This is a genomic window from Tardiphaga sp. 172_B4_N1_3 (assembly GCF_052076035.1).
GTDB lineage: Bacteria > Pseudomonadota > Alphaproteobacteria > Rhizobiales > Xanthobacteraceae > Tardiphaga > Tardiphaga robiniae.
On sequence record NZ_CP197238.1, the window covers coordinates 3,979,911 to 4,004,895 of the forward strand.

22 protein-coding genes are annotated in these 24,985 nt (G+C 62.2%); 16 read left to right on the forward strand and 6 right to left on the reverse strand.

Translation table 11 applies throughout. The features are described from left to right. Window positions 1–136: 136 nt before the first annotated feature. The 3 genes from AB7783_RS18910 to AB7783_RS18920 all read left to right on the forward strand — a co-directional run bounded on the left by AB7783_RS18910 (window position 137) and on the right by AB7783_RS18920 (window position 2,444). Window positions 137–634 carry a YbaK/EbsC family protein gene (locus tag AB7783_RS18910; RefSeq protein ID WP_320445516.1) on the forward strand — a complete coding sequence of 166 codons (498 nt, stop codon included), beginning with the start codon at window positions 137–139 and terminating at the stop codon, window positions 632–634. A gap of 441 nt (window positions 635–1,075) precedes the next feature. Next, window positions 1,076–1,588: a hypothetical protein gene (locus AB7783_RS18915; protein ID WP_441278472.1), complete on the forward strand. Its 513-nt coding sequence runs from the start codon at window positions 1,076–1,078 to the stop codon at window positions 1,586–1,588. A gap of 70 nt (window positions 1,589–1,658) precedes the next feature. After that, window positions 1,659–2,444 (forward strand): FadR/GntR family transcriptional regulator, encoded by a 786-nt coding sequence (locus AB7783_RS18920; RefSeq protein ID WP_441278473.1) that lies wholly within the window; start codon window positions 1,659–1,661, stop codon window positions 2,442–2,444. A 1-nt stretch (window position 2,445) separates the two neighbouring features. Here the strand turns inward: AB7783_RS18920 and AB7783_RS18925 are convergent, their stop codons facing one another. From AB7783_RS18925 to AB7783_RS18935, 3 genes are all read right to left on the reverse strand, one after another. After that, complete coding sequence (locus AB7783_RS18925; RefSeq protein WP_089265860.1) at window positions 2,446–3,738, reverse strand: TRAP transporter large permease; 1,293 nt, start codon at window positions 3,736–3,738, stop codon at window positions 2,446–2,448. A 40-nt stretch (window positions 3,739–3,778) separates the two neighbouring features. After that, complete coding sequence (locus AB7783_RS18930; protein ID WP_093757159.1) at window positions 3,779–4,354, reverse strand: TRAP transporter small permease; 576 nt, start codon at window positions 4,352–4,354, stop codon at window positions 3,779–3,781. Between the two features lie 83 nt (window positions 4,355–4,437). Continuing rightward, on the reverse strand, window positions 4,438–5,442 hold the full coding sequence (locus AB7783_RS18935) for a TRAP transporter substrate-binding protein (protein ID WP_441278474.1): 1,005 nt from the start codon (window positions 5,440–5,442) through the stop codon (window positions 4,438–4,440). 346 nt (window positions 5,443–5,788) lie between these two features. Here AB7783_RS18935 and AB7783_RS18940 point away from each other — a divergent pair, with 346 nt between their 5' ends. Then, a complete protein-coding gene (locus tag AB7783_RS18940) occupies window positions 5,789–7,009 on the forward strand; it encodes a bifunctional alpha/beta hydrolase/OsmC family protein (RefSeq protein ID WP_441278475.1) in 1,221 nt (406 codons plus the stop codon). A 19-nt stretch (window positions 7,010–7,028) separates the two neighbouring features. Here the strand turns inward: AB7783_RS18940 and AB7783_RS18945 are convergent, their stop codons facing one another. Beyond that, on the reverse strand, window positions 7,029–7,799 hold the full coding sequence (locus AB7783_RS18945) for an esterase/lipase family protein (protein ID WP_441278476.1): 771 nt from the start codon (window positions 7,797–7,799) through the stop codon (window positions 7,029–7,031). A 184-nt stretch (window positions 7,800–7,983) separates the two neighbouring features. Further along, a complete protein-coding gene (locus AB7783_RS18950; RefSeq protein WP_441278477.1) occupies window positions 7,984–9,270 on the reverse strand; it encodes a DUF445 domain-containing protein in 1,287 nt (428 codons plus the stop codon). A 186-nt stretch (window positions 9,271–9,456) separates the two neighbouring features. On the opposite strand from AB7783_RS18950, the gene AB7783_RS18955 reads away from it, so the two are divergent. Continuing rightward, window positions 9,457–9,723, forward strand: coding sequence for a hypothetical protein (locus AB7783_RS18955; protein WP_441278478.1), 267 nt, complete (start codon window positions 9,457–9,459; stop codon window positions 9,721–9,723). A gap of 164 nt (window positions 9,724–9,887) precedes the next feature. Here AB7783_RS18955 and AB7783_RS18960 read toward each other — a convergent pair whose 3' ends face one another. Further along, a complete protein-coding gene (locus AB7783_RS18960; RefSeq protein ID WP_441278479.1) occupies window positions 9,888–11,222 on the reverse strand; it encodes a dihydroorotase in 1,335 nt (444 codons plus the stop codon). Window positions 11,223–11,372: 150 nt separating this feature from the next. Between AB7783_RS18960 and ygfZ the strand changes: the two genes are divergently transcribed. The 11 genes from ygfZ (at window position 11,373) to AB7783_RS19015 (ending at window position 24,852) form a co-directional block, all read left to right on the forward strand. Beyond that, window positions 11,373–12,257 (forward strand): CAF17-like 4Fe-4S cluster assembly/insertion protein YgfZ, encoded by an 885-nt coding sequence (ygfZ, locus tag AB7783_RS18965; protein ID WP_441278480.1) that lies wholly within the window; start codon window positions 11,373–11,375, stop codon window positions 12,255–12,257. A 13-nt stretch (window positions 12,258–12,270) separates the two neighbouring features. Next, a complete protein-coding gene (locus AB7783_RS18970; RefSeq protein ID WP_441278481.1) occupies window positions 12,271–12,897 on the forward strand; it encodes a DNA-3-methyladenine glycosylase I in 627 nt (208 codons plus the stop codon). Between the two features lie 27 nt (window positions 12,898–12,924). Beyond that, window positions 12,925–13,551, forward strand: a complete 627-nt coding sequence (locus AB7783_RS18975; RefSeq protein ID WP_441278482.1) for a YfbR-like 5'-deoxynucleotidase — start codon at window positions 12,925–12,927, stop codon at window positions 13,549–13,551. A 75-nt stretch (window positions 13,552–13,626) separates the two neighbouring features. Further along, a complete protein-coding gene (locus AB7783_RS18980; protein WP_089265850.1) occupies window positions 13,627–14,133 on the forward strand; it encodes a tyrosine phosphatase family protein in 507 nt (168 codons plus the stop codon). Window positions 14,134–14,260: 127 nt separating this feature from the next. After that, entirely contained in the window at window positions 14,261–16,954 is a 2,694-nt protein-coding gene (locus AB7783_RS18985; RefSeq protein WP_441278483.1) for a DUF2339 domain-containing protein, read from the forward strand. Between the two features lie 142 nt (window positions 16,955–17,096). Next, the gene (locus tag AB7783_RS18990) at window positions 17,097–18,605 is read left to right on the forward strand and encodes a flavin-containing monooxygenase (RefSeq protein ID WP_441278484.1); all 1,509 of its coding nucleotides are present in this window, start codon (window positions 17,097–17,099) and stop codon (window positions 18,603–18,605) included. A 185-nt stretch (window positions 18,606–18,790) separates the two neighbouring features. Further along, on the forward strand, window positions 18,791–20,482 hold the full coding sequence (locus tag AB7783_RS18995) for a thiamine pyrophosphate-dependent enzyme (protein ID WP_441278485.1): 1,692 nt from the start codon (window positions 18,791–18,793) through the stop codon (window positions 20,480–20,482). 323 nt (window positions 20,483–20,805) lie between these two features. Continuing rightward, window positions 20,806–21,588 (forward strand): ABC transporter ATP-binding protein, encoded by a 783-nt coding sequence (locus AB7783_RS19000; protein ID WP_089265846.1) that lies wholly within the window; start codon window positions 20,806–20,808, stop codon window positions 21,586–21,588. After that, on the forward strand, window positions 21,585–22,442 hold the full coding sequence (locus tag AB7783_RS19005) for an ABC transporter permease (protein ID WP_441278486.1): 858 nt from the start codon (window positions 21,585–21,587) through the stop codon (window positions 22,440–22,442). The genes AB7783_RS19000 and AB7783_RS19005 overlap by 4 nt, the downstream gene beginning before the upstream one ends. A gap of 32 nt (window positions 22,443–22,474) precedes the next feature. Next, entirely contained in the window at window positions 22,475–23,443 is a 969-nt protein-coding gene (locus AB7783_RS19010; protein ID WP_120287165.1) for an ABC transporter substrate-binding protein, read from the forward strand. A gap of 71 nt (window positions 23,444–23,514) precedes the next feature. Then, entirely contained in the window at window positions 23,515–24,852 is a 1,338-nt protein-coding gene (locus AB7783_RS19015) for an amidase (protein ID WP_441278487.1), read from the forward strand. Window positions 24,853–24,985: the final 133 nt, after the last annotated feature.

The following is a 24,985-nucleotide window of genomic DNA, read 5'->3' on the forward strand; positions in this document are numbered from 1 at the left end:
ACAAGCGCACGTATAAGGTCAAAACCGGCGTGAGGGAATGGCGCGGCAGCGCCGCCCCAGTTTCCATGCACGGATGTGACTTCACTTTGTCGGCGACATGTGAGAGGGCGTGGCGGTATGTCACCGAGACCGCATCATGAGCCTTGAGTCCGTCCGCGCCTTTCTCACCGCCAACGCCCCCGAATTATCCATCACCGTTACCGACAAAAGCTCGGCCACGGTCCTTCTCGCCGCCGAGGCGTTGGGCGTCGAACCCGGCCAAATCGCCAAGACGCTGTCGGTGCGGGTCGGCGACCGGGTGGTGCTGGTGGTGACCAAGGGTACAGCGCGGCTCGACAACAAGAAGGCACGCGATGCACTTGGCGGCAAGCCCCGCATGCTGGGGGCCGATGAGGTCGTTGCCCTCACCGGCCATCCGGTCGGCGGCGTCTGCCCGTTCGGCCTGGCAACGCCATTACAAGTCTACTGCGACGTGTCGCTGAAGGAATTCGCCGAGGTGTGGCCGGCGGCGGGCTCGGTCAACAGTTCGGTGCGGATGTCCCCGGCACGGATGGCCGAACTGACCGGGGCCAGCTGGGTCGATGTTTGCCAGGAACCGGCGGCAGTGCAGGAGCAAGCTCCCGCGATGGATTGAGGCAGCGAGAATAATTCACTGCCGTTCAGTGCCGGCAGAGAACAAGCCAACCGCCGTCCGGCGCGAGAGCAGCGCGCGTATTGCTTTTTTTGCCGGGGGATCGACTTCCCCCACGCAAGGCACGATTTTCCGGGTGTCGTCCCTAAGGACGCTCGGCTGCACCGCAATATGTGCAGCCCAACCGGACAAGGACCATGCGCTTCAAAGCCCCGTCTCATCGCCCGCAGTCGTCGAAAAACTGGAAGCAGGTCGTGGCGTCGATCGTGGCCGCTGCTGCAGCCGGACTACAGTCCGCTGGCGCCTGAACGCGCTCTGTAGACGTCCGCTGGCGCGCAAACGCCGCTGGCGCCAAGTTCCCGCGTTATCAAAATCTTGAGGGTATATAGCTAGGGTTGCATCCGGCCGTGTGTAAATCGGCGGGGGGACCTCGAGATGCGGCTCGTGCCGATCACCGACGCCGACAGAAGCTGGGCTTCACTGAAGTCGCAGTGGCGGAAGGCTGCAGAGGCCGCAGAAGAAGATTTCTCCACTTATACCCAAGGCATTTTCGCCGCTTTGGACCCAGTCCTGCAGGGCGGCAAGGGTGGGTTGTACGGCCTCTACGACGGCACCGTTCCGCAGGCTTTCTGTCAGGTCAGCAAACTTCTGATGCCCAAATTCGAAGGTCCCGTGCTGCGTTGCCGTTTCATGACCGTGTCGCCGACCTACGACTTCGGGAGTGCCGGTCTCGATAAATACGGACAACTGTTGATCGAGCTGTTTTCCGGCATGATCTGGCTGTCGCGCAACGCCCTTTCCGCCAGCCATATCCAGTTTCACCTCCGCAGCCCCGCCGACGCGCAGTTCCTCGCGCCATTGCAGGCTCCGGTGCCCAACTCGCCGTTCCAGCGCTTCACCATTAACGGCGCCTGGGTCGAATGCGATCTCAAGCTCCCCGAACTCGAAACAATGTAAGAGCGTGCAGCGCAATGACGCGTGCCGCAAGCTTGCGCAGCGACATCGGCGATGATAGCCCGGTTGTACGATGACCGGACAAGCTAAGCCACGCACCAAGCGCAAGACAACCAATGGGGCCGCAGGCACGCCTTTGCTGCGACCGCTCAATCCCGTGCGCCGCCGTACTGAGGAAGTCGTCGAGCGCATCGCTGCCCAGATCATCGAAGGCCGCTTGCCCGCAGGCGCGCGCCTGCCGACCGAGCAGGCCATGATGGCGGCCATGGGCGTCAGCCGCACGGTCGTTCGCGAGGCGATTGCGGCACTCCGCGCCCGGGGTCTTGTAACCACCCGGCAAGGCGCCGGTGCCTTCGTCAACAGCGAGCCCGATCAGCAGCCTTATGCCATCGACCCCGACGGCCTGGGCTCGCTTGGCAGCGTGATCGAAATTCTTGAACTGCGCACGGCCGTCGAGATGGAGGCCGCGGCTATAGCCAGCGAGCGCGCCACCGCTGTCCAGATCAGAGCCATTGCCAAGGCCGCGGCTACCTTCAGCCGAGCTATCGCCAATGGCGACCGTGCGGTGAAGGAGGATTTCGACTTCCACTTCGCCATTGCTGTCGCCACGCAGAATGCGCGCTTTGTCGGTTTTCTGGAATTCCTTGGCGGTCTTATCATCCCGCGCCAGAGCATCCGCACCTTCGATGGCAAAGTCGAATTGCAGAAGCGCTATCTCGAGAGCATCGAGAAGGAACACCAAGTCATCGTCAATGCGATCAGCGCCCGTTCGCCGCGCAAGGCTCGCGATGCGATGCGCCGGCATTTGCTGAACGGCAAGGAACGCTACAAGCAGTTGTCAGTCGATCCGGTCCAGTAGCTCACCTGAAGCCGAACGCGTGCGGCAGCGCCATCGAGAACCACGGTACGTAAGTCACCAGCATCAAGACCGCGAACATCACCCAGTAAAACGGCCAGATCCCACGCATCACCTCGTCCACCGAGACCTTGCCGATGGCGCAGCCCACGAACAGCGTGGTGCCAACAGGCGGCGTCAGCAGGCCGATGCCGAGATTGAGCAGCATCACGATGCCAAAATGCACGGGGTCGATCCCGAAACTCTTCACCACCGGCAGCAGGATCGGCGTGCAGATCAGCAGCAGTGGCGCGAGATCGAGCGCCGTGCCGAGGATCAGCAGCATGATATTGAGCCACATCAGCAGCACGTATTTGTTCGACGAGATGGCGACGAAGAACTCGGTCATATGCGCCGGCATCCGCATCATCGCAGCGACATAGCCGAAGCATGACGCGGTCGCGACCAGCGTCAGCACCATCGCCACCGTCTGGAGCGTCCGGTAGGTCAGCATCGGCAGCTCGGACCATTTGTAGTCGCGATAGATAAACATCGTGACGAAGAAGGCCCAGACGCACGCCACAGCGCCAGCCTCGATCGGTGTGAACACGCCGGTGAGAATGCCACCGAGCACGATCACCAGCGTGACGATGCCCCAGGTGGCATCTCCCAACATCTTCAGCGCCTGCTTCACCGGCACCGGCTCACCCTTCGGATGACCATCGCGATAGGCAAAGTAGAGACACAACAGCATGATCGCGAAGCCAAGCAACAGACCGGGTACGATACCTGCCAGGAATAGGCTGGTGATCGAGACCACGCCGCCGGTCGCCAGCGAATAGATCACCGCATTGTGGCTCGGCGGCACCAGGATCGCCTGGACCGAGGCGGAGATGGTCACATTGGTGGCGAACACCCGTGGATAACCTTTCGCAGCCATCTGCGGGATCATCACCGAGCCAATCGCCGACGTATCCGCGACCGACGAGCCGGAGATCCCGGACATGATGGTGGTGGCCAGAATATTGACCTGGGAGAGGCCGCCGCGAATGCGCGTGAAGCCGACCACCACGGCAGCGAAATCCACCAACCGCCGCGCCATGCCGCCTTCTGCCATGATGGCGCCGGCCAGCACGAAGAACGGCACGGTCAGCATCGACACCTTGCCGACGCCGCTGGAGAGTTGCTGCATCACGGCCGCGACCGGCAGATCGATCCACAGTGCACCGACCAGCGCCGAGAGCGCCAGCGCGAAGGCGATCGGCATACCGACGGCGAAGAACAAACACATGCTGAGCAGAAGAACGGCGATGTCCATGTCGGATTTTCTTTGTTCTGGCTGGAGCTGATCGGCGAAGCTAGTCGAGAGGTATATGTGCGTCGCTGCCATCCTGCGGCGGCGGACCGATGGTCAGACGTTCGACGACAAAGAGAAACATCATCGCGCCGGAAACGGGGATCGGCATGTAGGTGATCCCGACAGACAACCAGGGAAATTCATCCACCGAATTGCCCCAGGTAGTCATCACCAGTTTCATGCCCCAGATCACCATGAACAGTGCCACCGCAGCCATCAGCAACTCGCTGATGAAAGCAGCTACGACACGCGCGTGAGGCGGCAGCAGGTTGGTACCTACGGTCATGTTCATGTGGATGCGCTGACGATAGCAATTGGCGGCGCCGATGAAAGTCACCGCTATCGTCAGCAACACCGCCAGAGGCTCCGGCCACGACGCCGCGCTGTTCAAAATGTAGCGGGTGTAAACAGCCCAAGGGATAATCGCGGAGATCAGCACAAGCGCCAGGCAAGAAAACACGGCACCGGTCCAGTACAGTGCGTTCATGGCGCGGCGGAATGCGTATGCCGCACCATGGCTGGCCGTGTCGGCGTGATGATTGGATGCAGCCGGCAGTTTGGAAATAACGTCAGACATGAAGACCTCAGGTAACGCGACGGAAGCGCAGGTCTATTCTGTCGCCCCCGCGAAAGCGGGGACGACACATTGAGAACATGCCGCTAGCTCACCGCAGCAATGCGCTTGGTCATCTCGGCGTATTTCGCGCCGTATTTATCCCACACCGGCTTCACGGCATCGCGGAACGGCTGCTTGTCGATGGACGTGACGATGTCGGTGCCGACTTCCTTCATCTTGTCGAGCGCGGTCTTCTCCGCCTCATACCAGAGCACGCGCTGTTCGAGCTGCGCTTCACGGCCAAATTTCTTCAGCAGCGCCTGATCGTCCGGCGTGAGCTTCGCCCATGACGCCTTCGAGAACACCAGCAATTCCGGAATGATCAGATGCTCGGTCATCGAGAAATACTTGGCAACCTGGAAATGGTTCTGCGCCACGAAGGATGGCAGGTTGTTCTCGGCTCCATCGACGACGCCGGTCTGCATGGCGCTAAACACCTGATCGAAGCCCATGGCGACACCATTGCCGCCGAGCGCATTCATCGTGTCGATGAACAAGGGATTACCGATCATCCGGATCTTGAGACCCTTGAGATCGGCGAGCGTCTTAATCGGGCGTTTGCTGTTATAGATGTTGCGCGAGCCGGCATTCATCCAGCCAAGCGCGACCAGACCGGTTTTTTCATTAGCCGTGATCTTGTTCAGCAGCTCGGTGCCGATCTCGCCATCGAGGACCGCTTCCATGTGCTTGGAATCGCGAAACACGAACGGCATGTTGAAGACGTTGACGTCATCGACCACGGGGCCGACGGCGCCGACGGAAATGCGGGCGATCTGCAGAGCGCCAACCTGGGCCTGCTCGATGGCTTCCTTCTCGCCGCCAAGCTGCATGGAGGGAAACATCTGGATGGTGAGCCGGCCGCTGGTCGCGGCATCCAGTTTCTTGCCCATGCGGACCACGGATTCGACCGTGGGATAGCCGAGCGGGTGGACGTCAGAGGCCTTGAGGACCATCTTGGTCTGCGCCCGCGCGGGCGTAAGCCGCCCGAGGCCAGTCGCTCCAACGGCAAGTGCGGCCAGTCCGCCTTTGACGACATCTCTTCTCTTCATGGACGAAATCCTCCCTGTGAATTTCCCGATACGGCGCGTTGGCCATTATTCTGGTTCGCCCCTTTGCGGGGTCGATCTTGTCACAATTCTAGGAGCGTGCCGGCCCGGCGTCCATCAGCTTGTAGCGGCAGCGCACCCCAAAAGTTGTACGATGACCCGACATCTAGCACCGACATCGGAGGCCGGCAAGCGCGTGCTCGAGCGGCCGCGCAGAACTAAAGTTCAACCCGAGGCGCGGCGCGAAGAGAGCAGCTCGGCCTCATTCTCGCACGGGTGTTGGGTAACCACTGATTGATTGGGTGGAATCGGTGTAGAATAGAGACATCTGCCACGACAGGAGCCCACCGTGCCAACTGAACGCTTTCAATTCCCCGGCGCGGCCGGCCATATGCTGGCGGCGGCGCTGGACCTGCCCGATGGCGCTGTCCATGCATATGCGCTGTTCGCGCATTGCTTCACTTGCGGCAAGGATGTGCTCGCGGCGCGGCGTATCTCCGCGGCGCTGACGCTCAAGGGCATCGCCGTGCTGCGCTTCGACTTCACTGGACTCGGCTCCAGCGAGGGCGATTTCGCCAATAGCACGTTCTCGTCGAATATCGCCGATCTCGTAAAGGCCGCCGACCATTTGCGGGAAATACGCCAGGCACCGGCAATCCTGATCGGCCACAGCCTCGGCGCCGCAGCGATCCTCGCCGCCGCTGAACAGGTGCCGGAAGCCAAGGCCGTTGTCACCATCGCGGCGCCCTCCGATCCCGCGCATGTCACCGACATGTTCGCCGAACATGTCGACGCGATCCGCGAAAAGGGCGAGGTCGAGGTCAAGCTCGCCGGTCGGCCATTCAGCATCAAGCGTGAATTCCTCGACGATATCGCCGAGCACAATCTGATGACCAAGGTGACCAGGCTGCACAAGGCGCTGCTGATCATGCATGCGCCCACCGACGACACCGTGGGCATCGACAACGCCACGAAGGTTTTCGTCGCTGCCAAACATCCCAAGAGCTTCGTCTCGCTGGCCGGCGCCGATCATCTGCTCACGCAAAAGCATGACGCAATCTATGTCGCCGATGTCATCGCCGCCTGGGCCGGGCGCTATCTCAATGCGGTCGCCGTCACGCCCGTAGCGAGCCTGCCTGAAGAGCCGCGCAAGGTGGTGGTGAGCGAGACGCGCGCCAGCAAATTCCAGCAGGTCATCACTGTCGGCCCGCATCAGATACTCGCCGACGAGCCGATCGCCGCCGGCGGCGAGAACACCGGACCCGGTCCGTATGATCTGCTGCTCAGCGCGCTCGGCGCCTGCACCGCGATGACCATGCGGCTCTATGCCGAACGCAAGGCATTGCCGATGGACCACGTCACGGTGACGCTGAATCACAAGAAGATCTACGCCAGGGATTGCGAGGAATGCGAGACCAAGGACGGCATCGACCAGATCGAGCGCGTCATCACGATCGACGGCAAGCTCGACGCCGAGCAGCGCGCAAAGCTCATGGAGATCGCGGACAAGTGTCCGGTGCACCGGACACTGACATCTAAGATCAGGATTGTGACAACAGCAGCAGAGTAAGCACGTCGCTGACGCGCCCTTACCTGTTCGGGTCCAGATAGACCAGGCTGCGCCAGCCGGAGCGATCGAACGGCGCCCACGCGCCTTCCTTTTGCGCGAGACGCTCCGCCACTGCATAGACGACAGCGGGGTGATGGCCCATGCCGCAATGGCTGCTCTCGACCTCGATGCTCTCCGACATCGCCGATGGCTTCTCCATGCAGCCCTGCCAGGCACAGACACCGTCGGTGCGACTGTAGATCGCGGTGGTCGGGACCGGCGGCGTATCGGCAAGCGAACCACCGAAATCGTCGTCGGTGTCATCGGCGCGTTTGCCGCTGGCGAATTCATAGACACGCCAGGCATTGGTGGATTTCGGATGGCCGGCAAACGGGCTACCCAGCGTGATCACCGAACGGACGCGGTCCGGCATCATCTTGGCGAGCTGGCGCGCATAAAGGCCGCCGAGACTCCAGCCAACCAGACTCACCTTGCGGCCGTGAGTCTCGTTCATCTCTTTCAGCAATTCGACCATGCTGCCCTGCACACCGTCACGCAGCCCGAGATTGCGACCCTGCTTCCAGCCGCTGACGGCATAGCCGCGGCCCTTGAGGAACGTGCGGAGCGGACCTGTCGAAACATCCGAGGCCACAAGGCCGGGCAGTACCAGTACCGGATGACCATCGCCACGCGGCGCGAGATTCAGCAGCGGCAGCGCGCCGAGAAAGGCGCCGAATTCGTGAACCGCACGGCCTTCAAGAAACATCAGGGTTTTCGATGGGGGACGTTGCGCCTGGGCCGTAGCCGACATCTGATTTCCTCTCGCCGGCGCGTTGGCCGGTCATATCGATTGATTTGAATGCAGCCTCACAGGGAGGGAATCACACAACGCACCGAAGCAACTATCAGTTCACTCAAGTTAAGGTCGGGTTTGTGGCAGTTCAAGCGCATCCCGATACCCCCCGGCGCCTCACTTCCGCAATGCGGAACTGCTCTCACAGCAGTCGCAACAGATATTCGATCGTGTAGAGCGCCAGCCCAGCGAGGCCGCCGATCAGCGAACCGTTGAAGCGGATATATTGCAGATCGCGGCCTATATTGACTTCGATGACACCGATCAGCTGCTGCATGTCCCAGCTCTTCACCTGATCGGCGATAAAACTCGACACGCCGCTTTTCTGATCGGCGATGAACGTGCGCAGCACCACGACGATGCCATGGTTGATCTCGCCGCGCATCTCGGCATCGGCGCGCAGCGCTGCGCCGGCCTCGACGAATACATTGGCGAGATGATGTGCCAGTACATTGCTTTCACCTGATGCGCTGCGCTCGATGAAGCTGCGCGCATTGTTCCAGAGATTACGTCCAAGTTCGGCAAGCTCGGGTCGCGCCAGCAGATCGCGTTTCAACCCATCGATGCGACCGGTGAAGCCGGGCTCGGTCTCCAGCCGATCGACGAAGGACAACAGCATGCGGTCGAACTCACCACGGAACGGATGCGCAGGATCCTTGCGTACATCATCGAAGAAGGTCGTGGCCGACGCGACGATGCGCTTCAGCAGGAACGCATCGGCGCGATAGAGTTTGAGCAACGTCGGCAGCTCGTCGCGAATCTTGTTCTTGATGACAGCCAGCGTGTCCGGCTCGGTCAGCGCGCCATGCATCGCGCCGAGCAGATTGTCGAGCAGGCCCTGATGGCGACCATCCCGGATGAAGCCGCGCATGGTGCCGGCAGCGATGGGCGCGAGATCAACCGACTGCAGCTGGGTCATCACGCGGCGCGTGATGAAGGTTTTGAGACCAGACGTTTCCGTCGCCGACATCGCCTCCGGCAACAGCCGCAGCAAGAAACGCGCGAGATCCGCGCTACGCTTTTTATCGCTCAGCCAGTCTGCAACGAAACTCGCAAAATCCACCTCACGTAATTTGGCCTCGACCGGCCCGGCTTCGAGGAAATGCACCTCGATGAATTCACCCAACTTGTCGGCAATGCGATTTTGATTCGCCTGGATGATCGCGGTGTGCGGAATCGGCAGACCCAGCGGCCGACGGAACAGCGCGACAACGGCGTACCAGTCCGCCAATCCGCCAATGGTGGCCGCTTCCGCGAAGGCCGCAACGAATCCGAACGCGGGATGAATCGGCAGCAAGATTTTTGCACCGACAAACACGACCAGACAGCTCGCCAGCACCAGCGCCGCAATCGCCTTGACGCGGCGCAACTCTGCTGCGCGCGCAGCGTCGCCGGGACTCGCGAAAGACGAAAAACTGTTTGCGTCCATAGGCTTCCTCAACCAGTCAAGATGACCGGTTCCCGCTGTTAACATAATGTCGGACAATGTGAGTCACTGTCGTTAACCTTTCTTAAAGATGTCGCTCGCGGAACCTGCTCCGCGTGGTAAATCTCGATTCGAACTTGCGAGGCGCGCTTCGCTTTGATGCGCACCGAAGACCGTTTTGGGAATTTCATGAGCGAATCATTGTCGTACCGCCCCGCCCGCGAGCCGCTACCGGATCAGGAACAGAAGCAGGCCGCGCTGAGCTATCTCAACGAAGCCTGGGCGGAAGCACGGCATGACGGCGTCGATGGCGATTGCCTCGCGCAGGCCAGCCTGTTCGCGGCCTTTGCCGAGCTCGTCGGCACCTATGGCGAAGACGCCGTGGCGAAGTTTGTCGAGGGTCTTCCGGGCCGCGTGCGCAATGGCGAGTTCTCGCTGACACTAGCACGGCAGTAAGATTTCTTACCCTCCCCTGAAGGGGGAGGGTCGGTGAGCAATCCGCGAAGCGGATGCGAGACGGGGTGGGGTGAGGCCACACACTACGTCGCTCGTGATTTCACCCCACCCCGCTGCGAGCTACGCTCGCATCGACCCGCCCCCTCCAGAGGAGGGTGAAGAGTTCAAGCCTTTAGCGTTTCCAGGAATTTCACCGTCTCGCCCTGCGACGGCGTGACCAGTTCGCCCTGCCACATCACGCGGCGACCGCGCACGAAGGTGCCGACGGGCCAGCCGGTGACTTTCACACCGTCATAGGGCGTCCAGCCGGCTTTCGAGGCTACCCAGTCATTGGTAATGGTTTCGGTGCGCTTAAGATCCACGATGGTGAAGTCGGCGTCATAGCCCGCCGCAATGCGGCCTTTCATGGCGATGTTGTAGAGCCGTGCTGGACCGGCGCTCGATAGATCGACGAAGCGCGCCAGCGACAGGCGACCGGCATTGACGTGATCCAGCATGATCGGCACCAGCGTCTGCACGCCGGTCATTCCCGAGGGCGACGCCGGATAGACTTTCTTCTTTTCCTCAAGCGTGTGCGGGGCGTGATCGGAGCCGAGCACATCGATGATGCCCTGACTGATGCCGTTCCAGATGCCGTCGCGATGGCTGGCATCGCGCACCGGCGGATTCATCTGCGCCAGCGTGCCGAGGCGCTCATAGCATTCCGGCGCCGCCATGGTCAGATGATGCGGCGTCGCCTCGCAGGACGCGACATCCTTGTGGTCGCGTAAATACTCGATCTCTTCTTTCGTCGAGATATGCAGCACATGGATGCGCTTGCCGGTCTCGCGCGCCAGGTTGACCAGCCGCTGTGTCGCCATCAGCGCCGCAGTCTCGTCGCGCCAAACCGGGTGCGAACGGGTGTCGCCTTCGATGCGCAGGTTCTTGCGCTCGTTGAGGCGATATTCGTCCTCGGCATGGAAGGCGGCGCGGCGCTTGATGACCTGGAAGATGCGGCGAAGGCTGTCATCGTCCTCGACCAGCAGCGCGCCGGTGGACGAGCCGATGAATACTTTCACGCCGGCGCAGCCGGGCGCGCGTTCGAGCTCCGGCAGGTCCTGCACGTTCTCGCGGGTCCCGCCGATGAAGAAGGCGTAATCGCAATGCATGCGATGATGGCCGCGCTTCACCTTGTCGGTGAAGGTGGCTTCGTCGATGGTCAGCGGATTGGTATTCGGCATTTCGAACACGCCGGTGACGCCGCCCATCACGGCGCTGCGTGATCCGGTCTCCAGGTCTTCCTTCTGCTCGAGGCCCGGTTCGCGGAAATGCACCTGGGTGTCGATCACGCCCGGAAGGATGTGCAGCCCCTTGCAGTCGATCACTTCAGCGGCCGAGGCCGCGCCGAGCGATCCGATAGCCGCGATTCGGCCATTGCGAATGCCGATATCGCGCACGCCCGCGCCGTCCTGATTGACGACGGTGCCGTTCTTCAAAATCGTATCGAATGTCTGGGTCATCTGGTCTCGTCACAGCCTGTGAATGCCGCGCAGGATGAGCGCGGGCCTTGTTGTCGGCATCTTAGCGGCTTAACTTTAGCTGTCATATCCGCCAGCCGTGATTCACCCTCGTTTCCTGGCTCGTTTATTGGATTTTTCGAGATTTTCCTAATGAAAGCAGCGTTTCTCCCCGATCGGGGTGTGGTGAAAATCGCCGGCGGCGACGCCCGCGGTTTCCTCAACAACCTCGTGACTTCCGAGATCGAGGTGGTGACGCCTGGCACCGCACGGTTTGGCGCGCTGCTGACGCCCCAGGGCAAGATCATCGCCGACTTCCTCATCACCGAAGCGCCGGCCGGCCATGGCGGCGGCCTCCTGATCGACTGCCCGCGCGAACTGGCACAACCGCTGGCCACCAAGCTCGGCTTCTACAAGCTGCGCGCCAAGGTGACCGTGGAAAATCTCTCCGACGCGCTCGGCGTGCTTGCGGTGTGGGACGGCGAGCCCGGCATGAAGCCGGACCTCGCCTTTGCCGATCCGCGCAACGTCGCGCTCGGCTACCGCATCCTCGTGCCGGCGGATCTCGCCGCGAAGACGGCCGCGCTGGTCGGTGCCGAACTGGTCGATGCGCCGGCCTATGAGGCGCATCGCATCAGCCTCGGCGTGCCACGTGGGGGCGCGGACTTCGCCTATGGCGATGCGTTCCCGCACGAAGCCAATATGGACAAGCTCTCCGGCGTCGATTTCGACAAGGGCTGTTACATCGGCCAGGAGGTCGTCTCCCGCATGCAGCATCGCGGCACCGCGCGCACGCGCATCGTCGGCGTCACGTTGGATGGCGCGGCGCCGGCCGCCGGCACCGAAATCCGCGCTGCGGACAAGCCGATCGGCACCATGGGCTCGTCTGCCGATGGCCGTGGCCTCGCCATGATCCGCACCGACCGCGCCAGTGATGCGCTCGATGCCGATGCCGCTTTCCTGGCCGGCGACATCGCCATTCATCTCGCCGACGCCGCTGCCGTGCGCGCGCTGGCCACGAAGAAGACCCCCGCATGAAAAAGATCTCGGCATGAGCAAACCCGCGATCACGCATGCCGACGGCAAGACGCGCTGCCCGTGGCCGGGTGAAGATCCATTCTATGTCGCCTATCACGACGCCGAATGGGGCGTCCCCGAATATGACGACCGCGCGCTCTACGAGAAGCTGATCCTCGATGGCTTCCAGGCCGGCCTCTCCTGGATCACCATCCTGCGCAAGCGCGACAATTTCCGCAAAGCATTCGATGACTTTCAGCCGGAAAAAATCGCGCGCTACAGCGAGAAAAAAGTTCACGCGCTGATGAATGATGCTGGCATCGTGCGCAACCGCGCCAAGATCGAAGGCGCGATCCTTAGCGCCAAAGGCTATCTGAAAATCATGGAAGAAGGCGCCGGCTTCTCGAAATATCTGTGGGACTTCGTCGACGGCAAGCCGCTGGTCAACAATTTCAAGGCCCATGGCAGCGTGCCGGCCTCGACACCGCTATCGGCCAAGATCTCCAAAGACCTGCAGGCGCGCGGCTTCAAATTCGTCGGCCCGACCATCGTCTATGCCTTTATGGAGGCCACAGGCATGGTCAACGATCATCTCGTGACCTGCTTTTGCCACGAAGCCTGCATGGGCCTGAAGCGCAAGCCGCGCCTCAAGGCGAAGTAGCAGCAAGAAACTCAAGACCAAGAACCGATGGCCAAATCGAAATTCGACCAAAGATTTTCCCGCGACGTCGCCACCCGCGCCTGGCAACGCATGCTGTCGGGCCGGCGGCTTGATCTGCTCGATCCCTCGCCGCTCGATATCGAAATTGCCGATATTGCCCACGGGCTCGCGCGCGTCGCGCGCTGGAACGGGCAGACCCACGGCGCGCATATTTTCTCGGTAGCACAGCACACGCTGCTGGTCGAAGCCGTGTTGCGCGAGCAGATGCCGCGCGCCGACGAGCGCGTGCGGCTCGCAGCCCTGCTGCATGACGCGCCGGAATATGTCATCGGCGACATGATCTCGCCGTTCAAGGCGGTGATCGGCGGCGATTACAAGGTGATCGAGAATCGCCTGCTCGGCGCCATCCACATCCGCTTCGGCCTGCCGCCGGCGCTGACACCGGAGATCACCAAACAGATCAAGGCCGCCGATATGGGCGCCGCCTATCTGGAAGCCACACGCCTCGCCGGCTTCAAGGAAGCCGAGGCAAGGCGTCTGTTCGGCAAGGATCCCGGCCTCTCGGAAGCCATGGTGGAAGATTACCTGACGCCGTGGTCGGCGGGGAAGGCTGAGAAGCGGTTTCTGGCAAGGTTTGAGGCGCTGCTGGCGTAATGTAAACTCCGTCATGCCCGGGCATGACGTGGAGAGAACGGAGCGTTATAACGACGCTCAACAAAAGGTTCCCCGATGATCCACGTCTGCTCGCTCGCCGATCTGCATCCCACCGTGAAGGACACGGCCGCGAGCCACGTGCTCACCATCATGGCCAATGTCGCGCAGGTGCAGCGGCCGCCGTCGATCAGCGAGGCCAATCATCTCAGGGTGCAGGTCGACGACATCACCGAGGCGATGGACGGCTTTGTCGCCCCCAACGAAGGCCACATCACGCAGGTGCTGGACTTCGTCCGCGGCTGGGATCGCGCCTCGCCACTGGTGATCCATTGCTATGCCGGCATCTCGCGTTCCACCGCCAGCGCTTTTGCCGCCGCCTGCATGCTCAATCCGGACCGCGACGAGCGCGACATCGCGCTGCGAATCCGCGCCGCCTCGCCGATCGCCTCCCCCAACCGCCTGCTCGTGACTCTCGCCGACAAGGCGCTGGGCCGCGGCGGCCGCATGGTCCGCGCGCTCGACGAGATGGGCCCCGGCAATCTGACCGTGATCGGCAAGCCGTTCCGCCTCGATCTGGATTAATTCCAGCAATTACGCGCGGCGCGTGAACTAAAGTTCTCCACGACAACACATACCGATGGCCATGTCCCCGGGCGCCGTTCCGGGGCATGATTGGCGTGTGCCCTGCCTCCTGAAGGTTTGATAGTCGATGTTCGATGATTTCAGTTTCGTCACGCTAGTGATTGCCATCGTTGCCTTCATCTTCGCGCGCAAGGCGCGCAATGAAGTGAAGATGCTGCGCGCCCGGGTCGACGCCTATGAGGCGCTGCCGCGCGTGGCGGCAACGCCGGCCGCCGTCGCAAGGCCGGACCTCACACCGACCACGCCGAACATTGCATCCGCCCCTGCCGTATCCGAGACTCCAACCGAGGTGACTCGCGAAGCTGCCCCCTCGATCCAGCCGGATGTCCCTGCTCATACTACGCCCGAACCCGCCGCGCCTGTGGAAGCCCCTGCGGCTGGCCCCGGCTTCGAGGAACGCATCGGCACGCGCTGGGTGGTCTGGGTCGGCGGCCTCACGCTGGCGCTCGGCGGCTTCTTCATGGTGCGCTATTCCATCGAGGCCGGCTTGCTCGGCCCCGAAGTGCGCGTGCTGCTCGGCGGCCTGTTCGCCCTGGCACTGCTTGCCGTCGGCGAATTTGCGCGCCGCAAGGAAAGCCTGTCTGCGATTGCACCGCTGCCCATCGCCAATATTCCGGCGATCCTCACAGCGGCCGGCACTGCCGTCGCCTTTGCCACCGTCTACGCCGCCTATGCGCTGTACGACTTCCTCGTCCCCGGCACAGCCTTCGCCCTGCTCGGCATCGTCGCCATGTGCACCATGGCCGCGGCATTGCTGCACGGCCCGGCCCTTGCCGGCCTCGGCATTGCCGCCGCCTTCGTCACGCCGGTTTTGGTGTCGTCCGGCAAGCCGGATTACTGGGCGCTGTATATCTATCTCGCCATCGTTATGGCGGCCGCCTTCAGCCTCGCGCGTATCCGGCTGTGGCGCTGGCTGGCGCTGACCACCATCGTCTTCGCGACGCTGTGGACCCTGCCGGGCCTCGACGCCGGGACACCTGCCCTTGCACCGCATACATTCCACGTCCTCGCCGGCTTCCTGCTTGCCTCGCTGCTGGTCGTCTGCGGCTTCCTGTACGGCCCGCCGGCTGAAGAAGGCCGCATCGAAGGCATCTCGTCGGGCGCGCTCAGTGCGAGCTTGCTCAGCGCGACGCTGGTGGTGCTCTCCAGTTTTCATGCCGACATGGCCATGGTGACATTCGCGCTCGTCGTCGCCGGCACGCTGTTCGTCGCCTGGTACGCTCAAGCCGCCACCGCGGCGGTTGCCGTGGCCACAGGCTTCGTCGCCGTGGTCTTCCTGAAATGGGCCATCCAGGGCAATCTCGACATGCTGGTGCTGCCCGGCGGGCCACTGGCGGGCATCGGCGCCAGCCCGGTGGAAAGCTCGGTGTCGTTGCATCTCGCCTCCGCGGCGGTTTTCGCCCTCGGCTTCGGCGTGCTCGGCTTCCTCGCACAGGGCCGATCCGTTAGCGCCGTTATTCCGGTGATCTGGTCGGGCGCCGCGGTATTCACGCCGCTGGCGCTGCTGATCGCGCTCTATGCCCGCATCGCGCATCTCGATCGCTCGATCCCCTTCGCCATTCTCGCCGTGATCATCGGCGCAGCCTTCGCGGCCGCCACCGAACTGCTCGGCAAGCGCGAGCCACGTCCGGGCCTCGCGATCTCCACGGCGCTGTTCGCCACCGGCACGCTCGGTGCGCTGGCGCTGGGGCTGACCTTTGCACTGGAGAAAGGCTGGCTCACCATCGCACTGTCGCTGATGGCGCTGGGCACAGCCTGGATCTCCATGCAGCGGCCGATCCCGTTCCTGCGCTGGCTCGCGGCCATCCTTGCCGGCATTGTCGTCGCCCGGATGGGCTGGGAGCCCCGCGTGGTCGGCGATCTCGTCGGCACCACGCCGATCTTCAACTGGCTGCTGTGGGGCTACGGCGTGCCCGCTGCATCGTTCTGGGCCGCCAGCCTCCTGATGCGCCGCCGCGGCGATGACGCGCCGCTGCGCATGGTGGAATCCGCAGCGATCCTGTTCACGGTGCTGCTGGCCTTTATGGAGATCCGCCACTTCGTAAATGGCGGCGATGTCTATCGGTCCTCCTCAAGCCTCACCGAGGTCGCGCTGCAGATCTGCGTCGCGTTGGCCATGGCAATCGGACTGGAACGCCTGTGGGAGCGGAGCCGCAGCATCGTTCACAGCGTCAGTGCCGGGCTGCTGACATTGTTCGCCGGCGTCGCAAGTCTCGGCGGGTTGCTGTTCATCACCAATCCCGGCATCTGGCGTATCGATGTCGGCGGCGTAATCTTCAACCTACTGCTGCTCGGCTATGCTCTGCCCGCGGTGCTCGCTCTGCTGCTGTCCTACGCCGTAGCGGGCCGTCGCAAGCCCGCCTATGGCAACACCATCGCTGGCGGTGCGCTCGTACTGGCGCTGGCCTACGTGACGCTGGAAATCCGCCGTATCTATCACGGTCCGATCTTCTACAACGCTTCGATCACCGACGCCGAGCAATATACGTTGTCGATCGCGTGGCTCGGCTTTGGCGTCGTGCTGCTCGGCATCGGCATCCTGTTCAACTCGCAGCGCGCGCGGCTCGCCTCCGCCGTGGTCATCGCATTGACGGTGCTGAAGGCGTTCCTGGTCGACATGTCGTCGCTCACCGGCGTCTACCGCGCACTGTCCTTCATGTGCCTCGGCCTCGTGCTGGTGGCCATCGGCTGGCTGTATCAGCGTATCCTGTTCTCGAGACGCGCACGGCCACCCGTGGCAACTCCTGCAACGGAAACCTGACGCCTCCCCGGCGCAATTCTCGCTTGCGCATTCCCTGCGATCGTCAATGATACCGATCGCGGTGATCCCCGGCCTTAGGCCGGGGATCACCGCGTAAAAGCATCCGCGCACCAAGCGCGAGAGCCAAAAAAGATCGGGAACCATGAACGTCCAGGGAAAGATCGCCACAGATTCGTCCGTCGAAAACGCAGCCGAACATGTCGATGTCATCGTCGTCGGCGCTGGGATCTCCGGCATCGGCGCCGCCTATCACCTCACCAAGCAAAATCCGGATACCCGTTTTCTGGTTCTGGAAACCCAGGACAGTTTCGGCGGCACGTGGCACACCCATCGCTATCCCGGCATCCGCTCCGACAGTGACCTGCATACGTTCGGTTATCGCTTCAAGCCCTGGACCTCGGCGCCCATCGCGACCGCTGCGGAAATCCTGCGCTATATGGGGGACGTGATCGCCGAGAACGGCCTCGGCGCGCATATCCGCTACAAGCACAAGATCCTCTCCGCCAACTGGTCGAATGACGACAAGCTCTGGAGGCTGACGGTCGTCCGCCACGACACCGGCGAGACGCTGAACTTCGCCACACGTTTTCTCTGGATGTGCCAGGGCTATTACAACCACAATCAGGGTTACACGCCGCAATGGCCGGGCATGGACCGGTTCAAGGGCCGCATGGTGCATCCACAGACGTGGCCAGAGGATCTCGACGTCACCGGCAAGAAAGTCGTGGTGATCGGCTCCGGTGCGACTGCAGCGACTCTAGTGCCGGCCATTGCCGACAAATGCGCTGAAGTCACCATGCTGCAGCGCTCGCCGACTTTCTTCATCACCGGCCGCAATGCCAACGCTCTGGCAGAGACGCTGCGCGAGCTGGATGTCGACGAAGAATGGGTCCATGAGATCGTCCGCCGCAAGATCCTGTTCGATCAGCAGGCCTTTACCAAGCGGACTAACAGTGAACCGGAGGTGGTGAAAGAGGAACTGCTGAAGGGCGTACAGGCCTATCTCGGCAAGGACTACGATATCGCCACTCATTTCACGCCGCGTTATCGGCCCTGGCGCCAGCGCATCGCCTTCATCCCCGATGGTGATCTGTTCCAGAGCATCAAGGCCGGCAAGGCGACCGTCGTCACCGATGAGATCGAGACCTTCACCGAACACGGCATCACGCTGAAATCAGGCAAGACGATCGACGCCGACGTCGTCGTCACCGCCACCGGCTTCAATCTCAACATGCTCGGCGATATCGCCTTCTCCATCGATGACGCACCGCTGAATTTCTCCGACACTGTGACCTATCGCGGCATGATGTTCACCGGCGTGCCGAACATGGTGTGGATCTTCGGCTATCTCCGTGCCAGCTGGACATTGCGCGTCGATCTCGTGGCCGACTTCGTCTGCGGGCTCCTGAAGCACATGGAAGAGACCGGCACGACCACAGTGACGCCGATGCTGCGGCCGGAGGACAGCGACATGCCGCTACTGCCCTGGATCGATCCAGAGGACTTCAACCCGGGCTACATCATGCGCGGCATGCACCTGTTGCCGAAGCGCGGCGACAAGCAGGAGTGGCAGCACAACCAGGACTACTGGAGCGACAAGAACGTATTTCCGGCCATCGACTATGGCGATCCGATCTTCCGATACATGTAACAAACGTTCAACACATCGCGCATTTCTCCAAGCATTGCGCAAACTTAATTGACCATCATGAAACCGTTTCGCGGTTCAGCTATTGCTGCAGTGCGACCATTCGGCTCCAATCGCAATTGGACCGACCGCATTGCTGCATCAGCCCGCCTCCCGGCGGAGAGCCAATTCTAGAAATCGGAGCTCCCATGTCGAAAACTGTCGCGGATGAGATTGTCCATGTTCTTGAGACGATTGGCGTACAGCAGATTTTCGGCCTAATCGCCGACTCGCTTAATCCTTTGGCGGACTCGGTCCGGCGCAGCAAGATCGAGTGGGTCGGGGTACGGCACGAGGAAGGCGCGGCGCTGGCCGCCGCTGGCCAGGCCAAGCTCACCGGCAAACTCGGCGTCTGCGCCGGCTCCACAGGGCCCGGCAGCACGCATCTCGTCGCCGGTCTCTATGAAGCGGCGCGCGATCACGCCCCGGTGCTGGCGCTCTCTGGTGAAATGGCGCGAGCCGCAAAAGGCGTTGACTTTTTCCAGACCACCGAGCCGGACCTGCTGTTTCGCGACGTCGCACTCTACACCCAGACCATCACCACCGCCGCGCAGGCGCCCGGTGTGATCCATCAGGCCATCTCCACCGCCTATGCAGGGCCTGGCGTCGCGCATCTGACGCTGCCTGTCGACGTGCTGTCGTCGAAAGCCGAAGGGGCGACAGCGAGCCTTGCCACGCTGGTGCCACGCGGCGAGATCCTGCCGAATGATGCCGCCATACAGGAAGCCGCCCGCCGCATCGACGAAGCCGGCAGCGTTGTCATCATGTGCGGCCATGGCGCCATCGGCAGCGCCGAACTCCTGCGTGCGCTCAGCGACAAGCTGAAGGCGCCACTGGTGCATTCGGTGCGCGGCAAGGAGATCATGGCGTTTGACGATCCACGCTGGATGGGCGGGCTCGGCATGATCGGCACCAAAGCCGTCTACAATGCCGTACATGATTGCGACCTGCTCGTCATGGTGGGCACCGACTATCCCTATTCCAACTTCCTGCCGCGCAAGGGCAATGTCATCCAGATCGATGTGCGCGCCGAAGCGCTCGGCAGGCGCACACCGACGAGCCTCGGCGTCATCGGCTCGGCACGGCCAGCGCTGAAGATGCTGCTGGACAGGGTGCAAACCAAGACCGACGGCCAGTTCTTCGAGACGACCAGTCACGCCCGCAAGAAGTGGGATGAGATGCTCGACAAGCAGGCCGACCCGGCCCGCAACAAGAACAAGATCCACCCGCAGGCCGTCGCGCGCATCGCCAGCGATCTGGCACGACCCGATGCAATCTTCGTGTTCGACACCGGTCTGAACACGCTGTGGTCGGCCAACTGGATCCGCCAGAACGGCACCCAGCGCATCATCGGCTCGTTCAACAATGCCGCGGTCGGCACGTCCGTCGGCCAGGGCAACGGCGTGCAGATCCTCGATCGCAGCAAGCAGGTGATCGTGCTCACCGGCGACGGCGGCTTCAACATGCTGATGGGCGAATTCATGACGGCTGTGCAGCACAAGCTGCCCATCAAGGTCATCGTCTATAACAACTCCGCCCTCGGCCTGATCACGCTGGAAGCGGAAAGCATCGGCCTGGCGCCCTTCCGCGAAGCCATCGAATTCCCCAATCCGGATTTCGCGGCACTGGCACGCGCCTGCGGCGCGCAAGGCTTTACGGCCAAGCAGCCGGGTGATTTGAAGAAGGCTATCGCCAACGCGCTGGCCTGTGACGGACCCGCCATCGTCGATTGCGTGGTGGCGCCTGACGAGCTCCCGAACCTGCCGCATGTGGACGCCGCCATGGTCGGCAACTACGCGCTGGCGAAGATCAAGGAAGCAGTGATGGCGGTGACGGGCTGATCTCGGACCTATCAGCTGTCATGCGCGGGCTTGTCCCGCGTATCCACGTCTTGGCCGAGGCGAACAAGACGTGGATGGCCGGAACAAGCCCGGCCATGACGAACGAGAGAACGGAGCGCGAGGTCGCCTAAAGTGTTCGCCAAAAATACACTTCGCCACACCTGCTCAATTTATCGCCGAGAATAAATCCAGCCTGCCCAAAGCCGGGGCAAAACACTTCAAGCCTCAAGCACTCAGCAGAAAACCTGCGCGATTGCTTGAGGCTTTTTCGCGCCCAAGATGGCACGCAGCTTGCGTATGTGCGGTACCCAGGAAACCGCATCATGCCGCCGAAACAAGTTCAACTCACCGTCCAGAACATCAGCAAGTCGTTTGCCGGCAAGGGCGGCGACGTCAATGTGCTCGACGACCTCTCCTTCACCATCAACGAGCGCGATTTCGTCAGCATCATTGGCCCCAGCGGCTGCGGCAAGACGACCATCTTCAACATCATCGCCGGCCTGCTGGAGCCCGATGGCGGCACTATCACCTATCGCGGCAAGGAAATCGAAAGCCTGCGCGGCCGCGTCGGCTACATGATGCAGAAAGACCTGCTGTTTCCGTGGCGCACGGTGATGGGCAATGTGCTGCTCGGGCTGGAGACCCGCGGCGTCGACCAGAAGGAGGCCGAGGAGAAGGCGCGCGAGTATCTCAAGCAGTTCGGCCTCGCCGGCTTCGAGAATGCCTATCCCAAGACCCTGTCCGGTGGCATGCGCCAGCGCGTGGCGCTGATCCGTACGCTGATCATGGATCCCGACATCCTGCTACTCGACGAGCCATTCTCGGCGCTGGATTATCAGACGCGGCTGTATCTCGAAGGCGTGCTCAAGGATGCAGTCCAGAAATTCAACAAGACGGTCATCCTCGTGACCCATGACATCGACGAGGCGGTCGCGCTGTCGAAGCGCGTCGTCGTGCTGTCCGGCCGCCCGGCACGGGTGAAGGTCGTGCATGAGATCGACATCGAGGCAACCTCGCCCATCACCGCGCGTAACGACGTGAAATTCTCGACTTATTTCAAGACGCTTTGCGCCGAACTCGATATCCAGACGGAGACAACGTCATGAGCCTCGTGATGTCCGGCACATCCGCGCGCAAGAAGACCGCACCGCGCAAGTCCCACAAGAAGCGATCGACCTTCGACACCACGCTCGGCCGCGCCGTGCTGCAATTGCTCGCCGTCGCAGTGTTCTTCGCGCTATGGGAGCTCGGCGTCCATGCCGGCTATATCTCGGCATTTTTGATGGGGTCGCCATCTGGCATCTTCGCCACGTTCTACAAGCTGGTCCTGAGCGGCGAACTGCTGTCGGATTCCTGGTACACGCTGTTCGAGGCCATTTTGGGCTTCATCATCGGCACCATCTTCGGATCGCTGTTCGGTCTTGCGCTGTGGTATTCGGTGTTCGTCGCGAAGCTGGTCGAGCCCTTCATCGTTGCCATCAATTCCGTGCCGAAGATCGCGCTTGCGCCCATCGTGGTGCTGTGGTTCGGCACCGGCCTGATATCGAAGGTCGCACTCGCCGTTTCACTCACTGCACTGGTAGCGCTGATCGCCGCTTATCAGGCGGCCAAGGATGCCGACGTCGATCTGCAGTCGCTGATGATCTCCATGGGCGCCGACAAGCATCAGGTGTTCTGGAAGGCTGTGGTGCCATCCACACTGCCGTCGATCATCGCCACCTTCCGCATCAATATCGGTTTCGGCCTGGTCGGCGCCGTCGTCGGCGAATTCATCTCGTCGCAGCGCGGCCTCGGCCACATGATCTTCCTCGCCTCCAGCCTGTACGACCTCAACTCAGTCTGGGTCGGGCTGTTCACGCTGATGATCCTCGGCTTCGTGCTCTATTACGTCATCGACATCATCGAGCGCACTTCGCTGCCGTGGAAGCAGGCGACCACCTCGCATCAGGTCCAGGTTTAATCCCTCTCTTTCCACCATAACGGAGACGTTCTATGTCGTTGTTGAAGCGTATCACCGGCGCGGTTGCGCTGGCTGGAGTCCTGCTCGCCACGCCAGCGATGGCGCAGAACAAGAAGGTGGTGTTGTCGCAGGCCTTCCAGTCGATGCTGTATTTGCCGCTCTATGTCGCCATTAACGAGGGCTTCTTCACCGCGCAGGGCCTCGACCTCACCAAGGAAACCGCAGGCTCGCCCACGGTCGCACTCTCGGCAGTGATCTCCGGCAGCGCACAGTTCTCGATCCATGGCCCGGAATGGACAGCCATTGCGGCCTCGAAGGGCGCACCGGTCGGCATCATCGCCAATGTCGTCAACGGCGCCGCGGTGTGGATCGCCACCGCGCCGGATTTCAAGTTCACTGACGTCAAGAGCCTGAAGGGCCAGAAGGTTGTCGTCGGCACCATGCCGACCACCAGCACCTCGCTGTTCCTGAAACTGCTGAAGGAGAACGGCATGGACGGCAAGACCGATGTGGAGATGATCCCAGTCGCGATCGGCAGCGAACCGGGTCCATTCCTTGCCAAACAGGCTGACGTCGCCGTGATGTATGAACCCGGCCTCGATCAGGTCGTCGCCAAGGGCATGAAGGTGGTCTACGGCTTCCCGAAGAGCTACGGCGCCTATGCATTTTCGTCGGTGACCGCCCGCAATGACGTCAATCCGGATCTGGCGCAGCGCGTCACCAACGGTATGGAAATGGCGATGCGCTTCATGAAGAAAGATCCTGCCAAGACCGTGGCCATTGCGCAGAAGGAATTTCCAACGCTGGATCCGGCCGTGATCGAATCCGCCGTCAAGCGTATGCTGGCCGACGGCGTCTATCCGGACAGCGTCGATATTTCTGCACCCTCGCTGAAGATCTCTATGGACACCCAGATCGCGCTCGGCAATCTCGCGGCCCAGCCCGACTATGACAAGTTTGTCGTGAAGAAATATATCGAGCCCGCATTGGCGATGAAGTAATATCGAAGGCGCGCAGCCTCGCGGCTGCGCGCCTCTCTTGATCCCAGAAGAAACGTTCAGGACAACACGACATGACGAATGCAACCGCGCGCACTGCAACATCTGGCGCGGGGGTTCTGGACCTGCTGCGGCTGTTCAAGGGCAACACATCTGCGGCAGATCACTACGCATCGGAGCGGCTCGCACAGGCCAAGGCTGCCGAGCCCATACTGAAGGCCTTTGAGGTCCTCCCCACCGACACCGTGCGCAAGCCAGGGCCGCTCTCCGGCATCCCCATCGCCGTCAAGGATATCATCGCCACCACCGACATGCCGACCGCCAATGGCTCGGCCGTCTATGCTGATCACGTGCCATCGGCCGATGCATGGGTGATCGAACGTCTGCGCAATCTCGGCGCCACCATCTTCGGAAAAACCGTCTCCACCGAATTCGCCTGGCGCCATCCCGGCCCGACCACCAATCCATGGAACAGCAAGCACACACCGGGCGGCTCGTCCTCCGGCTCGGCAGCCTCCGTCGCTGCCGGCATCGTGCCCCTGGCGCTGGGCACGCAGACGCTGGGCTCCATCATCCGTCCCGCTGCCTTCAACGGCGTCGTCGGCTTCAAGCCGAGCTTCGGCACTATTCCCCGCAGCGGCGCACACCACCTCAGCCAGTCGCTCGACCATATCGGCTTCTTCGCGCGCAAGGTCGATGACGTCGCCTATGCGCTGTCACTGATCGCAGGCACCAGCGGCAGCGATCCGCACGGCGCGCCGGTGCCGGCCTTTGAAATCTCCGTCGAGCGCGGCGTGCTACCGCTGCCGTCGCCGCGCCTCGCGGTGGTGCGCTTCGCCAAGTTCGCCAAGGCCGAGAGCGAGCAGCAACAGGTGTTCGAAGCCTCCGTTGCCCGACTGCGTAGCGCGGGTGCTGTCATCGAAGAACTGGAACTGCCCGAACTCGATCGCAGCAACTGGGACGCGATCAACATCATTCTGGCCGCCGAAGGCGCGGTGATCTTTGGCGATCTCGTCGCGCGCTATCCCGACAAGACCAGCGATCACCTAAAGAAGCTGGTGGAGACCGGCAGCGCCATCAGCGTGGCAGCCTATCTCAAGGCCAAGGCGTTGCAGACGAAGCTGCGCGCGGACTTCACCGCGCAGATGACGAATTACGATGCGGTGCTGACGCTGCCGGCCTATGGCGAAGCACCGAAAGGGCTGAGCTATACCGGCGATGCCGAATATTGCGCGCCATGGACCCTGATCGGCGTGCCCGCGCTGTCGCTACCGGCTGGGTTCGGCAAGAACCATCTGCCGCTCGGCCTGCAGGTGGTCGGCCCCTATCTGAACGATCTGCGCACGCTGCGCGTAGCGAAGTGGATCGAGAGTGCGCTGGCGTTCTCGCCGGGATTGCCCGAGATCAAATAGCCTTCTTCCCTCGCCCCGCTTGCGGGGAGAGGGTGGCGCGGCAAGCGAAGCTTGTCGCGACGGGTGAGGGGGAGTCAGCGAGTGAAACACTGACTCCCCCTCACCCGCTTTCCATATGCTGCGCATGCGGAAA